At 69.1% G+C, this 14,577-nt stretch carries 9 protein-coding genes; 5 read left to right on the top strand and 4 right to left on the bottom strand.

From position 1 onward, the window contains the following. Positions 1-58: 58 nt before the first annotated feature. A complete protein-coding gene (locus tag IM697_RS41990) occupies positions 59-496 on the bottom strand; it encodes a helix-turn-helix transcriptional regulator (RefSeq protein WP_194050107.1) in 438 nt (145 codons plus the stop codon). Between the two features lie 96 nt (positions 497-592). Beyond that, on the bottom strand, positions 593-2,191 hold the full coding sequence (locus tag IM697_RS41995; protein WP_194042454.1) for an MDR family MFS transporter: 1,599 nt from the start codon (positions 2,189-2,191) through the stop codon (positions 593-595). A gap of 116 nt (positions 2,192-2,307) precedes the next feature. Here IM697_RS41995 and IM697_RS42000 point away from each other — a divergent pair, with 116 nt between their 5' ends. Next, on the top strand, positions 2,308-2,907 hold the full coding sequence (locus tag IM697_RS42000) for a TetR/AcrR family transcriptional regulator (RefSeq protein WP_194042456.1): 600 nt from the start codon (positions 2,308-2,310) through the stop codon (positions 2,905-2,907). A 1-nt stretch (position 2,908) separates the two neighbouring features. Here IM697_RS42000 and IM697_RS42005 read toward each other — a convergent pair whose 3' ends face one another. Further along, on the bottom strand, positions 2,909-3,526 hold the full coding sequence (locus IM697_RS42005) for a M23 family metallopeptidase (RefSeq protein WP_194042459.1): 618 nt from the start codon (positions 3,524-3,526) through the stop codon (positions 2,909-2,911). Positions 3,527-3,901: 375 nt separating this feature from the next. Between IM697_RS42005 and IM697_RS42010 the strand changes: the two genes are divergently transcribed. The 4 genes from IM697_RS42010 to IM697_RS42025 all read left to right on the top strand — a co-directional run bounded on the left by IM697_RS42010 (position 3,902) and on the right by IM697_RS42025 (position 11,531). After that, positions 3,902-6,997, top strand: a complete 3,096-nt coding sequence (locus IM697_RS42010) for an NACHT domain-containing protein (protein WP_228044382.1) — start codon at positions 3,902-3,904, stop codon at positions 6,995-6,997. A gap of 135 nt (positions 6,998-7,132) precedes the next feature. After that, entirely contained in the window at positions 7,133-7,771 is a 639-nt protein-coding gene (locus IM697_RS42015; protein WP_194042461.1) for an HAD family acid phosphatase, read from the top strand. 86 nt (positions 7,772-7,857) lie between these two features. Further along, a complete protein-coding gene (locus IM697_RS42020) occupies positions 7,858-8,208 on the top strand; it encodes a trypco2 family protein (RefSeq protein WP_194042463.1) in 351 nt (116 codons plus the stop codon). Next, positions 8,208-11,531: a serine protease gene (locus IM697_RS42025; protein ID WP_228045147.1), complete on the top strand. Its 3,324-nt coding sequence runs from the start codon at positions 8,208-8,210 to the stop codon at positions 11,529-11,531. The genes IM697_RS42020 and IM697_RS42025 overlap by 1 nt, the downstream gene beginning before the upstream one ends. A gap of 85 nt (positions 11,532-11,616) precedes the next feature. On the opposite strand, the gene IM697_RS42030 is transcribed toward IM697_RS42025, so the two are convergent. Next, positions 11,617-14,145 carry an ATP-dependent Clp protease ATP-binding subunit gene (locus IM697_RS42030; protein ID WP_194042467.1) on the bottom strand — a complete coding sequence of 843 codons (2,529 nt, stop codon included), beginning with the start codon at positions 14,143-14,145 and terminating at the stop codon, positions 11,617-11,619. Positions 14,146-14,577 lie beyond the last annotated feature (432 nt).

Consider the following 14,577-nt stretch of genomic DNA (forward strand, 5'->3'; position numbering starts at 1 on the left):
ACCCTGCTCTCCCTGCTCTGCCTCGCGGTTCCTTCCGTCACGTTAGGCAGGGGCACCGTCAGCGCGCTTCTTCAGAGTTGCTCTCCGGTGCCCGCGGCTCCTCCCGCCGCCGGAAGCCCCCGGTCCAGAGCATCGCGTAGCACCCCGGTATCAGCGCGGCCCCGCGCCCGACGTGCTTCTCCCGGTACTCGCTCGGCGACAGACCGGTGCGCGCCTTGAACTTCGCCGAGAACGTGCCGAGGCTGCTGAACCCGACGAGATGGCATATCTCGGTGACGGTCAGATTGGCCGCCCGCAGATACTCCTCGGCCCGCTCGATCCGCCGGTGCGTCAGATACTGCCCGGGCGTCTCGCCGTACACCGCCTTGAAGGCCCGCACGAAGTGATACCGCGAGTACCCGGCGTGTGCGGCGACGGCATCCAGGTCCAGGCCCGGATCGGCCCACTCCCGATCCATGGCGTCCTTGGCCAGCCGCAGCTGCCGCACCTTGTCCATGAAGCCGATGGTGGCACGGCGCACTGACAACGCCCCTGAACAGGGAAGAGACCCCCGGTCACCCGAGGGCCTCTCCCCGCGTCGCAGGTCGCGGTCTCAGACGGCCTCCGCCATCGCCGCCGCCTTCGGCCCCGAGTCCGCCCCGTCCTCGGTGGCCTCCTCCTTCGGCCCCGAGCCCTTGAGCGGCACCTCCTTGACGAACAGCGCCGCCGCCAGCGACAGCACGGCGATCACCGCACCGAGCAGGAACGCCGAGTGCGTGCCGGCCGACACCGCGTGCTGGTAGGCCTCCCGCGCCGCGTCCGGCAGCTTCGCCAGGCTCGCCGCGTCCAGCTGCGCCGACTGCTCGGTCACCCTGGAGCCCAGCGCCCCGGCCCGCTCGGCCATGACGTCCTGGACCCGGTTGTTGAACAGGGCGCCCATGATCGCGACGCCGAAGGAGGAGCCGAGGGTACGGAAGAGGGTGGTGGACGAGGACGCCACGCCCATGTCCTTCATCTCGACGCTGTTCTGCGCGACCAGCATGGTGATCTGCATCAGACAGCCCATGCCGAGGCCGACCACGGCCATGAAGACCCCGGAGGTGAAGCGGCTCGTGCCGGTGTCCATCGTCGACAGCAGGTACAGCCCGACGGCCATCAGCACGCTGCCGAGGACGGGGAAGGCCTTGTAGCGCCCGGTGTTCGTGGTCACCCGCCCGGCGACCATCGAGGTGACCAGCATCGCGCCGAGCATCGGCAGCAGCAGGAGTCCGGAGTTGGTGGCGGAGGCGCCCTGCACCGACTGCTGGTACAGCGGCAGGAACAGCGTCGCGCCGAACATCACGAACCCGGTGATGAAGCCGATCACGGACATCAGGGTGAAGTTGCGGCTGCGGAAGATGTGCAGCGGCACCACCGGCTCCGCGGCCCTGGTCTGCCAGAACACGAACCCGACGAGCGCGGCGACCCCGATGCCGATGAGCTCCATGATGCGCGCGGAGGTCCAGGCGTACTCCGTGCCGCCCCAGGTGGTCACCAGCACGATCGCGGTGATGCCGACGGTCAGCAGCGCCGCGCCCAGGTAGTCGATGCGCGCCTGCGCCCGCTTCTTCGGCAGATGGAGCACGGCACTGATCGCGGCGAGCGCGACGACGCCAAGCGGCAGATTGATGTAGAACGCCCAGCGCCAGCCCCAGTGGTCGGTGATGGTGCCGCCCACCAGCGGTCCGCCGATCATCGCCAGCGCCATCACGCCGGCCATCATGCCCTGGTACTTGCCCCGCTCCCGGGGCGGGATCAGATCGCCGATGATCGCCATGACGCCGACCATCAGACCGCTGGCGCCGAGGCCCTGCACCGCCCGGAACGCGATGAGCTGGCCCATGTCCTGGGCCATGCCGCTGAGCGCGGAGCCGATCAGGAACAGCACGATCGACGACATGAAGACGCCCTTGCGGCCGTACATGTCGCCGAGCTTGCCCCACAGCGGAGTGGAGGCCGCGGTGGCCAGCGTGTACGCCGTCACCACCCACGACAGATGTTCCAGCCCGCCGAGTTCGCCCACGATCGTCGGCATCGCTGTGCCGATGATCATGTTGTCGAGCATCGCGAGCATCATCGTGATCATCAGCGCGAGCAGCACGACGCGGACGCTCTTGGGCTGCTTCCCGGGGTGCTCACCCGCCCCCGTGTCGACTGCTTCGGTGTCCGCCATGGTCCCCACTCCCCGGCTACTTACTTGCCGCCCGGCTAGTTGTCTACACTCGGGAAGGTAGAGGCGTAACTAGCCGGGCGTCAAGTAAGTTTGTTGGAAGGCCGAAGAGTACGAGGATGGGCGGCACCATGGACGGCACCAAGCAGCGGCGCCGCGGGGACACCCGCCAGCGCATCCAGGACGTGGCCCTCGAACTCTTCGCCGAGCAGGGGTACGAGAAGACGTCCCTGCGGGAGATCGCCGAGCGCCTCGAGGTCACGAAGGCGGCGCTGTACTACCACTTCAAGACCAAGGAAGAGATCATCGTCAGCCTCTTCGAGGATCTGACGAAGCCGATCGAGGACCTGATCGAGTGGGGCAAGGGGCAGCCGCACTCACTCGACACCAAGCAGGAGATCGTCCGCCGCTACAGCCAGGCCCTGACCGACGCGGCCCCCCTGTTCCGCTTCATGCAGGAGAACCAGGCCACGGTCCGCGAGCTGAGCATCGGCGAGATGTTCAAGAACCGCATGCTCGGCATGCGCGACATCATCATCGACCCGGACGCCGACATGGTCGACCAGGTGCGCTGCATCAGCGCCCTGTTCACGATGCACGCCGGGATGTTCGTGCTGAAGGACCTCGAAGGCGACCCCGAGGAGAAGCGCAGGGCTGTCCTCGAGGTCGCCACGGACCTGGTCACCCAGGCGCACAAGGGCGCCCGGACGGACCGGTGACTCAGATCGTCAGACCCATGCCCCGCAGGAAGGCCACGGGGTCGATCGCGGTGCCGTAGTTGGCGCTCTTGCGGATCTCGAAGTGCAGGTGCGGGCCGCTGGAGTTACCGGTGTTGCCGGACTTGGCTATGTTCTGGCCGGTCTTGACGACCTGGCCGACCTTCACATCGATGCGCGAGAGGTGGGCGTACTGGGAGTAGGTCCCGTTGCCGTGCTTGATGACGATGGCGTTGCCGTACGCGGGACCGTCACCGGCGCCGTTGCCGCCGGCCTTGACGACGGTGCCGCCGTGCGCGGCCACCACCTGGGTGCCGCTCGGGACGGCGAAGTCCTGACCGCTGTGGGTGGACTGCCACATGCCGCCGGCCTGCGCGAAGCTGGCGGACTTCGTGTACTTCTTCACCGGCTTCACCCAGGAGACGGCCTTCTTGGCAGGCGCCTTCTTGGCGGCGGCCTGGGCCTTCACGGCGGTGGGGACACCGGTGGCGGAGGTCATCTCGGCAGCGACCGCGCCTCCGGCGCCCAGTACGACCGAGGCCCCCAGGCCGGCGGCCAGCACAGCGGCACGGGTGCGGAACGCGGACGTACGGGGCGAACGGAGAGAAAAGCGCGGGGACATTCGAAACCTCACGGGGACGACGGCAGAGAAAACCACCCGGCACACAGGCGCCGCCGGATGGCCATCCCTTGGTAACCCCCGCCTCCTCGAACCCCAAAACCCCCTATCTACGACAGCGGCTAGTACTCTCCCGCAAAATTCCCCGCATCTTGACAGAGCACCCAATCCGGACGAACCAGCATCGACGCCGAAACGGACCACCGGTTTACGGATAGAAAGTCCGTTTTGCTCCGGACCCTTGTTTCCACTATTCCCCCTAGTAACGGACAAATCGCCTGTGCGGCATGTCACCGCCGAGCGCAATCAAAGGACCCCGGAATGTGACGGGCGCTACCCTGCTGCTTCCACCGACATAGGGGCTCAGGGGGAGGCCGCGTGGACCCGACGGTCATCGGAACCAGGCTCGCGTCCGGCTTGGTCGGTCCGCTGGTGAAACGGCTGTTCGTCCACGAGGGCCCGGGAGCCGGGCTGGTCGACAAGCCCGTACGGCTGTCGGCCCTGGTGTCGTTCCGCGGCGAGAAGCGGACGCTCGGCGTCAAGGAGTTACGCAAGCTCGTCCGTGAGCTGGTGGAACGCGCGGCACGCGAGACGCGTGAGGCACCGCTGGACGAGGGGGAGCTGGAGGCGGTCGCGGACGCCCTGCAGCGCACGCTGCACGCGCTCGGCGACCTGGACCTGGACGACCTGGAGGCCGTACGGCTCGGCTATGAGGCGCTGGCCGACCGGCTGTACCGGCAGGCGGGCGGCGACCGGCTGCTGCGGGACCTCAGCTACGACTCGACGTTCCTGTACTTCCATCTCCTCAACAGCTCCTGCCTGCACATCCTGCACTTCTTCACCCAGCGGTCGACCTTTGTGGCCCGCACCCTCGTCGAACAGAGCCGGCAGCTGGACCAGCTGATCCGGCTCACCGACCTCCTCGTCGAGCGCCTGACCTCGCGCACCGCGCAGGACGCGGCCTTCGAGCAGCAGTACGCGCGCTACCTCGCGGCCCGGCACAGCCGCCTGACCATCTACGGCATCGATCTGAACGAGTGCCGTGACTGGCCGCTCGACACGGCCTATCTGAGCCTGGAGGCGACGCGGGACAGCGAGCTCCGCGCGCTGCCGGACGACCAGACGGGACTCGTGCAGCCGCCGCCCGCGCCCCGCCCCGTCGAGCAGGCCCTGGCCGGGCACGAGCGGGTGCTGCTGCGCGGCGTCGCCGGCTCCGGCAAGACCACGCTCGTCCAGTGGCTCGCCGTCACCACCGCCCGCCAGGAGGAGCTGACCGGGCAGCTCGCCCATCTGATGGGCCGGGTGCCCTTCGTCCTGCCGCTGCGCACCCTCACCCGGGGTGGCGCCCTGCTGCCGGTCCCCGGCCACTTCCTGAGCGCGGTGAGCTGCCCGCTCGCCGGCTCCCAGCCATCCGGCTGGGCGGACCGGGTGCTCGCCGCCGGACGCGGCGTACTCCTGATCGACGGCGTCGACGAGGTCCCGGAGGACGAGCGGGCCCGCACCCGGCGCTGGCTCGCCGACCTCCTCGCCGCGTTCCCCGGGAACCTGTGGCTGGTGACCTCGCGCCCGTCCGCCGTACGGGACGAATGGCTCGGCGGCGAGGGCTTCACCGAGCTCACGCTCTCCCCCATGAGCCGCGACAACATCGCCGTGTTCGTCCGCCGCTGGCACGAGGCGGCGGGCGCCGGCCCCGCGCTGGGCGAGGCGCTGCTGTCCTCCGTCCGCACCAAGCAGGACCTGGGCCGTCTCGCGACCAACCCCTTGATGTGCGCCCTGATCTGCGCCCTGCACCGCGAACGGCGGGGCTTCCTGCCGCGCGGCCGCAAGGCGCTGTACGACGCCGCCCTGTCCATGCTGCTGGAGCGCCGGGACCGCGAACGCGATCTGACCGTGGAGCTGGACGAGGAGTCCCAGGTCGAGCTGTTGCAGCGGCTCGCGTACTGGCTGATCCGCAACGGGCGGGCGGAGATGGACCGCGCGGACGCGGTGCACCAGCTGGAGCGGCTGCTGCCCTCGATGCCGTACGTCGCCGCGCAGGGCTCGGCCGAGGAGATCCTGCGGCATCTGCTGGTCCGCAGCGGCCTGCTGCGCGAACCGGCCGCCGACGCCGTGGACTTCGTCCACCGCACCTTCCAGGACTACCTGGGGGCCCGGGCGGCCGTCGAGGAGCGGGACTTCGACGTCCTGGTCGCGCACGCCCATCTGGACCAGTGGGAGGACGTGATCCGGATGGCGGTCGCCCATGCCCGGGCCGATGAGCGGGGGCGGTTGCTGACGAGGCTGGTGGAACGGGGCGATCGGGAGCCGGGGCATCGGGGGCGGCTCCATCTGCTGGCCATGGCGTGTCTGGAGCATGCGGCGAAGCTGGATCCGGGGGTGCGGGGGGAAGTGGAGCGGCGGGCGGGGGAGCTGATACCGCCGCGCAGCCAGGCCGAGGCGCGCAGCCTGGCCGAACTCGGGCCCATGGTGCTGGAGTTGCTGCCGGGACCGGAGGATGTGCATGAGGAGGAGGCCGCGGCCGCCGTCGTCCAGTGCGTGTGTCTGATCGGCGGGGACGCGGCGCTGCCGTGTCTGGTGCGGTACCGAGACCACGAGAGCCGGATGGTCCGCTATCAGCTCGGCTCCCACTGGGACCGGTTCGACACCGAGACGTACGCGGACGAGGTCCTCCGCCACGTCCTGGACGGGCCGGAAACGGACGTCGTCGTCCGCACCCAGACGGAGCTCCGGACGCTGAAGCGGCTGGGAGGTGCCAACCGGGTCGAACTGTGTGGCGACTTCACTCAGGCCCAGATCCTCGACGCGCTCGACGCGGAGAAGCTGACGAGGCTGGAGTTGATCCACAGCCCGGTCACCGACCTGGGTTTCCTCAGGAGGTTTCGGCAGCTGCGCACCATCCATCTCCAGGACTGTCCCGGTATGTCGTCCCTGGCTTCGCTGGCCGGGACACCCGTGCGCATCCTGATCCTGAACGACGTCCCCGGGCTTGCGGACATGAGCACGCTGCGCGAACTCGGCGGGATGCCGTTGGAGTGCCTCTTCCTGCCTCCGAACGTACGTGATCTCTCCGTGCTGGCCGAGTTCCCGTCGCTGAACGAACTCCGGCTGATGCTCGACCGCCCTCTCACCCCTGAGGAGTGGCACACGGTCATGGCTCTGCCCGAGCTGACCATCCTGTTCCTCAACACCGCCGAGCTGACCCAGCTCGACACCGGCGGCAGCCGGATGGCCGCGATCCGGGCCGTCAGCCTGCTCGGCAAGCGGGGATCACCCACGCACCTGGGTCCGGCGGTCACGGCGTTCCCCGAGATGACCACCCTGAACGTGCACTTCACCGACGAGCTCGACCTCGCCCCGCTCGCGGCCCACCCCCGTCTGCGCCACGTGAACACACCGGGCGTGAACCGTCTCCTCAACGCCGACCGGCTGCCCGCCCACATCGAGCTCAACGGGGCATCCACCGCGGCGTCCTGAAACCGCACGCCATCATGTGACGCACGCCTCTGGCGACTTACCGCCCAGTAACCTTATCTTTCCCCTCACGCCATCCCCACCCACGAACATGCACGCGACAACAACAGAGCGCACGTGACGTGAGAGGACCCCCACATGACGCTTCGCCGCCCCTGGGCGCACCGCATAGCCGTGACCGGCGTCTCCGCGGCCGCGCTAGTGGCCCTCGCGGTCCCCGCCGAAGCCGCGACGACGGCCACCGCGACGAGCACCACCACCGCCGCCACCGCCGCGGCCGAGGACGTCGACTACGACACCTGGCAGCGGGACTGCCAAGCGGTGATGGACCAGGCGCTGCCCTATCTGAAGCAGCGCATCGCGCGGACCGAGCCGGGCGAGAAGCAGGCGATCGTCCTCGACATCGACAACACCACCCTGGAGACGGACTTCGGCTTCAGCTACCCGCAGCCGGCCAACGAGCCGGTCCTGGAGGTCGCCCAGTACGCCCAGGACCACGGCGTCGCGCTGTTCTTCGTCACCGCCCGCCCCGGCATCATCCACTCGGTGACCGACTACAACCTCAAGCACGTCGGCTACCAGGTCTCGGGGCTGTACGCGCGCAGCTTCCTCGACCTGTTCAAGGACGTCGCCGAGTACAAGACGGCCCAGCGCGTCGACATCGAGAACAAGGGCTACACGATCATCGCGAACATCGGCAACAGCGCCACCGACCTCTCCGGCGGCCACGCCGAGAAGACGTACAAACTCCCCGACTACGACGGGCAGTTGTCCTGATCCACCCGGCGCAAGGTCACGGGGCCGGTACCTTTCGGGTACCGGCCCCGTGGCGCGTCGCGGAGCCCGACGGCTGGGGAGGCCCCATGAGCGCTGCCGACGAGTCGCGCATCGAACTCGCGGACGCCGTGCAGACCATCCGCGACGAACTGCTGACCGCGGCCCGGCGGTCGACGGGGCAGGACATCGTCTTCGAACTCGGCGACATCCAGATGGAGTTCACCGTCGAGATACGCAAGGAGATCAAGGCCGGCGCGAAGGTGAGAGCCTGGGTCGTCGACGCCGGCGCGGACAGCGCGCGAACCGACAGCCGTACCCACAAGGTCTCCTTCACGTTGCGCGCCCAGGACGCCCGCACCGGTGCTCCCCTGAAGATCCGCAACGACACGGAGGGAAGCGTCGGCGCGTTCGGCCGCGGCACCCCCTCGCCACGGTGATGCTGCGCTCGGCCGTCGAGCGGTCCGTGGTGGTGCTGGCCGGATCGCAGGGCAGTGGGGTCATGCTGTCGCCCCGGCTGGTGCTGACCAGCGCCCACGTGCTGAGGAACAGGGAATGGATCCGCACGGTCCATCCGGAGAGCGAGCAGCCCCTTCCCAGCCGGGCGGTCTGGCAGGACGAGGAGAGCGACGTGGCTCTCCTGCTCACCGGCGAGGAACTGGTGGATCCGGAGCAGTGGGCGCTCGCCAGGCTGCGGTGGGGAGTCATCGGCTCCCCCGATCCGCTGCCCGGCTGCCAGGTCGTCGGGTTTCCCGCCGTGCAACGCTTCGGTCCGGCCGACCAGTTGGAGTACGACCAGCTCACCGGCACCGTCCTGCCGATGGCGGGGCGGATCAGATCCATGCTGGTGTGCGAGTTCGACCGGGCTCCGGTCACCGCTCCCAAGCCGGGCGAGTCCCCGTTCGCGGGACTGTCCGGTGCCCCGGTGTTCGCCGGCTCGGTACTGATCGGCGTGGTGACCCAGGTGCCGGAGGGGCGGGACCACCGGCGGGTCGAAGCGGTCCCCGTCCAGCGCATTCTTCGGGCGCCGGGATTCCCGCACCATGTGATGGGCGCCGAGCCGGGCCATATGCCCCCGGTGCTGGAGACCGTCGTACCCGGCCACCACCTCGAGGACGAACGGTTCGAGCAGCATTACGCGCGCGCCCTGAAGTCCCGGTACCGCAAGATCGAGATATTCGGGATCGACGAACTGGGCACCACCGAGACCAACTGGGACCTCGACACCGCGTATCTGAGCCTGGAGGCCCTGTCGGTCTCGGCGGGGCGGGAGAACGACCCGGTGTCCAGGGCCGTCTCCGCGCCGCGCCGGATCAACGACCTGCTGGCCGACCGGCCCCGGGTCGTGCTGCGCGGCGAGGCCGGCGCGGGCAAGACCACGCTGGTGTGGTGGCTCGCCTCACACGCCGCCTGCGGCGCCCTCGATCACGAACTCGCCGAGCTGAACGACCTGGTGCCCTTCGTCATCCCCATGCGCAGCCTGCTGGCCCGTGCCATGTCCTTCCCCAGGCCGCAGGAACTGGCCACCGTCGCCGAGCTCCAGATCGACGAGGCACCGGAGGGCTGGGCCCGCCGCGTCCTGGAGGCCGGCCGGGCGCTGCTGCTCGTCGACGGCATGGACGAGGTGCCGCCCGCGGACCGGGAGGAGGCCCGGCGCCGCCTCGCCGATCTGCTGGCGATGTATCCGCACAACCGCTGCCTGGTCACGGTACGGCCGCTGGCCGTGGCCGCCGACTGGCTCGGCTCGGAGAACTTCGAGGAACTGCGGCTGCTGCCCATGCGGGACGAGGACATCCTGGCCTTCTCCAAGGCCTGGCACGCCGCCGCCCGCCTGGAGTGCGCGGGCTTCCGCGACCCCCACCGGGCCGCCGCCGAGGACACCAGCCTGCGTGCGCTGGAGGAGTCCCTGGAACAGGAACTCGGGCGCAATCCCACCCTGCTCAACCTGTCCCGCACCCCGCTGCTGGCCGCGGTGGTCTGCGCGCTGCACCGCCGCCGGAGGGGCTTTCTGCCGGAGACCCGCTGGTCGCTGTACAACGCGGCGCTCACCATGCTGCTGGGCAGCCGGGACACCCTGCGCCGGGTCGGGGCGCCGGAGGGCATCACCCTCGGGGTCGAGGAGCACCAGCAGCTCCTCCAGCGGATCGCGGCCTGGCTGGCCCGCGGCGGGTACGCCGAGTTCAACCACAAGCAGGCGCGGCGTCAGATCGACCTCGCCATGCGGGGCATGCCCCAGGTGCGGCAGCAGGGTTCCGCCGAGGCCGTACTGACCCATCTACTCAACCGCAGCGGTCTGCTCCAGGAACGCAACGAGACGGCCATCCAGTTCATCCACCGCACCTTCCAGGACTACCTGGCGGCGAAGGAGCTCCAGGAGAGCGACGGCCTGGGCGAGCTGCTGAGCCATGCGGCCGACGAGGAGTGGCAGGACATCGTCCTGCTCGCCGTGGGCCACTGCCACCGCGGTGAGGTCCGCCGTCTCGTCGAGGGGCTGATCAAGAAGGGCGACGAGACGGAGGATCCCCGTACCCGCGGCGACATCCACCTCCTGGCCGCCCGCTGCGCGCTCAGCGCCGTGGTGCTGAACGAGGAGGTGCGGGAGCAGATCGCCGACCGCATCCGCGTGCTGATCCCGCCCCGCGACGCCACCAGTACGGCCAAGCTGACGTCTCTCGGCCCCTATGTGCTGCCGCTGGTGCCCGAAGCCGGGGGTCTGAGCGCCGAAGAGGCCCAGTCGGTCGTGCACATGATCCGCGACATCGGCGGTCCGGCGTCCCTGCCCCTGCTGCGCCGGTTCGCCACGCACCCTTCGCACGAGGTCCGCAGAGTGCTGACCGCGACCTGGCCGCGCTATCCGGCGGACGACTACGCCCGCGAGGTCCTCGCCCACATGCCGCTGGAGGACGACGAGGTCGTCGTCATCAACGCCGCGATGGCCTCCGCGCTGCGGTACTGCGGCCCCATCGGGCGCGTCTTCGTCAACATGCCGATCACCGGGGCGGACCTGGCGAAGGCCCTGCCGGAGCACGGCATCCGCAGGCTCGACATACGCGAGAACCCGCTGCTGAACGATCTGTCGTTCGTCCGCAGGCTGTCCGGTCTGACGTCCTTGTCGCTCAGCGGGTGTCCGCGGGTGCGCACGCTGTCCGCGCTGGAAGGGCTGCCGCTCGGCTCGCTGCGTCTGGAGCTCTACGAGATGCAGAAGTCGGACCTGGCTCCCGTGCGGCGGCTCGCACAGCTCACCGGTCTGTCGCTGGTGGGGACGCTGCTCGACAGCGAGATCCCGCTGCCCGCGGGGCACCCGACGGTCGAGAGTCTCCAGGTGACCAGTCAGACCACCATGATGATCAACGATCTGTCGCAGTGGCCCGCGCTCCGGAGCCTGATCGTGCGCGGTGACTGCCACGCGTACGCCCTGCTCCTGGCGGCTTCGCGGGCCCCCGCGCTCACCAGCCTCGACTTCTCCATCAGCTCGCTGAGACTGCCGCGCCAGGTGGTGCCCCCGCCCCTGAACAAGGAGGAGGAGCGGTTGCCGCGCAGACCCCGCGAGCTCGAACCGCTGCCGGCCATACGCAGACTGACGGTCAGGGGGGTGAATCACGGTGGGTCCGCCAGGGATCTGGCGCGGGTGTTCCCGTCCCTCAGCCGGCTCACCATCGAGTGCGACGAGGACGCTCCCCTGGACCTGTCCCCGCTGCGCGGTCACACCGGGCTGGTGATCCAGGTCAACGGGCGGGTGATGCCCCCGGTCGGCCAGGCCTGACACGGGGGCTGTCCTCACCCGGGCATGCGAAAGGGACCGGCGCTGGAGCACCGGTCCCTTTCGGTCGGCCTGACGGCCGTGAGGCTTACGCCTCCTTGCTCAGGTTCGGCCCGCCCGAGGGACCGGCCGCCTGCTCGATCGGCGGGACGTCCGGCAGGGCCGACTTCTCCTCGCCGCGGAAGGTGAAGGTCTTGGTCTCGCCCTCGCCCTCGGTGTCCACGACCACGATGTGGCCGGGCCGCAGCTCGCCGAAGAGGATCTTCTCCGACAGCGAGTCCTCGATCTCGCGCTGGATCGTGCGGCGCAGCGGCCGCGCGCCCATGACCGGGTCGTAGCCCTTCTTCGCGAGCAGTTCCTTGGCGGACTGGGCGAGCTCGATGCCCATGTCCCGGTCCTTCAGGCGCTCGTCCACCTTGCTGATCATCAGGTCGACGATCCGCAGGATGTCGTTCTGCGTGAGCTGCGGGAAGACCACCACGTCGTCGACGCGGTTGAGGAACTCGGGCCGGAAGTGCTGCTTGAGCTCGTCCGAGACCTTGTTCTTCATGCGCTCGTAGTTGGACTTCGTGTCACCCGAGGCCGCGAAGCCCAGGTTGAAGCCCTTGGAGATGTCCCGGGTGCCGAGGTTGGTCGTCATGATGATGACCGTGTTCTTGAAGTCCACGACCCGGCCCTGGGAGTCGGTCAGCCGACCGTCCTCCAGGATCTGCAGCAGGCTGTTGAAGATGTCCGGGTGGGCCTTCTCGACCTCGTCGAACAGGACCACCGAGAACGGCTTGCGGCGGACCTTCTCGGTCAGCTGGCCGCCCTCTTCGTAGCCCACGTAGCCGGGGGGCGAACCGAACAGACGCGACACCGTGTGCTTCTCGCTGAACTCCGACATGTCGAGGGAGATCAGCGCGTCCTCGTCACCGAAGAGGAACTCGGCGAGCGCCTTGGACAGCTCGGTCTTACCGACACCGGACGGGCCGGCGAAGATGAACGAGCCACCCGGACGCTTCGGGTCCTTCAGACCGGCACGCGTACGGCGGATCGCCTTCGACAGCGCCTTGACGGCGTCGTCCTGGCCGATGACCCGCTTGTGGAGCTCGTCCTCCATGCGCAGCAGTCGGGACGACTCCTCCTCGGTGAGCTTGAAGACCGGGATGCCCGTGGCCGTGGCCAGCACCTCGGCGATCAGCTCGCCGTCGACCTCGGCGACGACGTCCATGTCGCCGGCCTTCCACTCCTTCTCCCGCTTGGCCTTGGCGGCCAGGAGCTGCTTCTCCTTGTCGCGGAGGGAGGCGGCCTTCTCGAAGTCCTGCGAGTCGATCGCGGACTCCTTGTCACGGCGGACGCCGGCGATCTTCTCGTCGAACTCGCGCAGGTCCGGCGGCGCGGTCATCCGGCGGATGCGCATCCGGGAACCGGCCTCGTCGATCAGGTCGATCGCCTTGTCCGGCAGGAAGCGGTCCGAGATGTACCGGTCGGCCAGGGTGGCGGCCTGGACCAGCGCCTCGTCGGTGATGGAGACCCGGTGGTGGGCCTCGTACCGGTCACGCAGACCCTTGAGGATCTCGATCGTGTGCGGCAGGGACGGCTCGGCGACCTGGATGGGCTGGAAGCGGCGCTCCAAGGCCGCGTCCTTCTCCAGGTGCTTGCGGTACTCGTCCAGCGTGGTCGCACCGATGGTCTGCAGCTCACCACGGGCCAGCATCGGCTTCAGGATGGAGGCCGCGTCGATGGCGCCCTCGGCGGCACCCGCACCGACCAGCGTGTGCAGCTCGTCGATGAACAGGATGATGTCGCCGCGGGTGCGGATCTCCTTGAGCACCTTCTTCAGGCGCTCCTCGAAGTCACCGCGGTAGCGGGAGCCGGCGACCAGCGCGCCGAGGTCGAGCGTGTAGAGGTGCTTGTCCTTCAGCGTCTCGGGCACCTCGCCCTTGACGATCGCCTGAGCCAGTCCCTCGACGACCGCCGTCTTGCCGACGCCGGGCTCACCGATCAGGACCGGGTTGTTCTTGGTACGGCGGGACAGCACCTGCATGACCCGCTCGATCTCCTTCTCGCGCCCGATGACCGGGTCGAGCTTGGACTCACGAGCGGCCTGGGTGAGGTTCCGGCCGAACTGGTCGAGGACCAGGGACGTCGAGGGGGTGCCCTCGGCAGGCCCGCCGGCGGTGGCGGTCTCCTTGCCCTGGTAGCCGGAGAGCAGCTGGATGACCTGCTGCCGCACCCGGTTGAGATCTGCGCCCAGCTTGACCAGGACCTGGGCGGCGACGCCCTCGCCCTCACGGATCAGGCCGAGCAGGATGTGCTCCGTGCCGATGTAGTTGTGGCCCAGCTGAAGGGCCTCGCGGAGCGACAGCTCCAGGACCTTCTTGGCACGGGGGGTGAAGGGGATGTGCCCGGACGGGGCCTGCTGCCCCTGCCCGATGATCTCCTCCACCTGCTGGCGGACCGCCTCGAGCGAAATCCCGAGGCTCTCAAGGGCCTTGGCGGCGACACCCTCACCCTCGTGGATCAGGCCCAGGAGGATGTGCTCGGTGCCGATGTAGTTGTGGTTGAGCATCCGGGCTTCTTCCTGAGCCAGGACGACAACCCGCCGCGCGCGGTCGGTGAACCTCTCGAACATCGTTAATCGCTCCTCAGAGCGGTCAGGCAGTGGGGGGAACTTCCCCTCCCTGTCCTTCCGCAGCTTAGTCCCGCAAGCGGGGACCGCTCATTCCAACTGCCGACACCGTCGATGGCCTCCTGACCCCGCTAACGCCGACATCTGCTCCAACCCGATGGTGCGAGACGATGTTCCCGCAGGCCAGGTGGTTACCCTCACCATCAGTACGCCGATGGCGAACGTGAGACCCACTGTCCTGCGTGTCGCCCCCTCCCACTAGGGATGTCTTACCCGCTGGGACTGACACTCCATGCCGCGCCCCCCGGTTCCCTCCGCTACGGGCGAACAACCTTGCGCCACCCCACACCCCCGCGCGCCCCCTCGTTCGACACTCTGCGCATCTGTCAGCACACCCAGCGTAACCCGCACGTCCATTCGGCGGTTGCACTTGGC

It is taken from the genome of Streptomyces ferrugineus (assembly GCF_015160855.1).
GTDB lineage: Bacteria > Actinomycetota > Actinomycetes > Streptomycetales > Streptomycetaceae > Streptomyces > Streptomyces ferrugineus.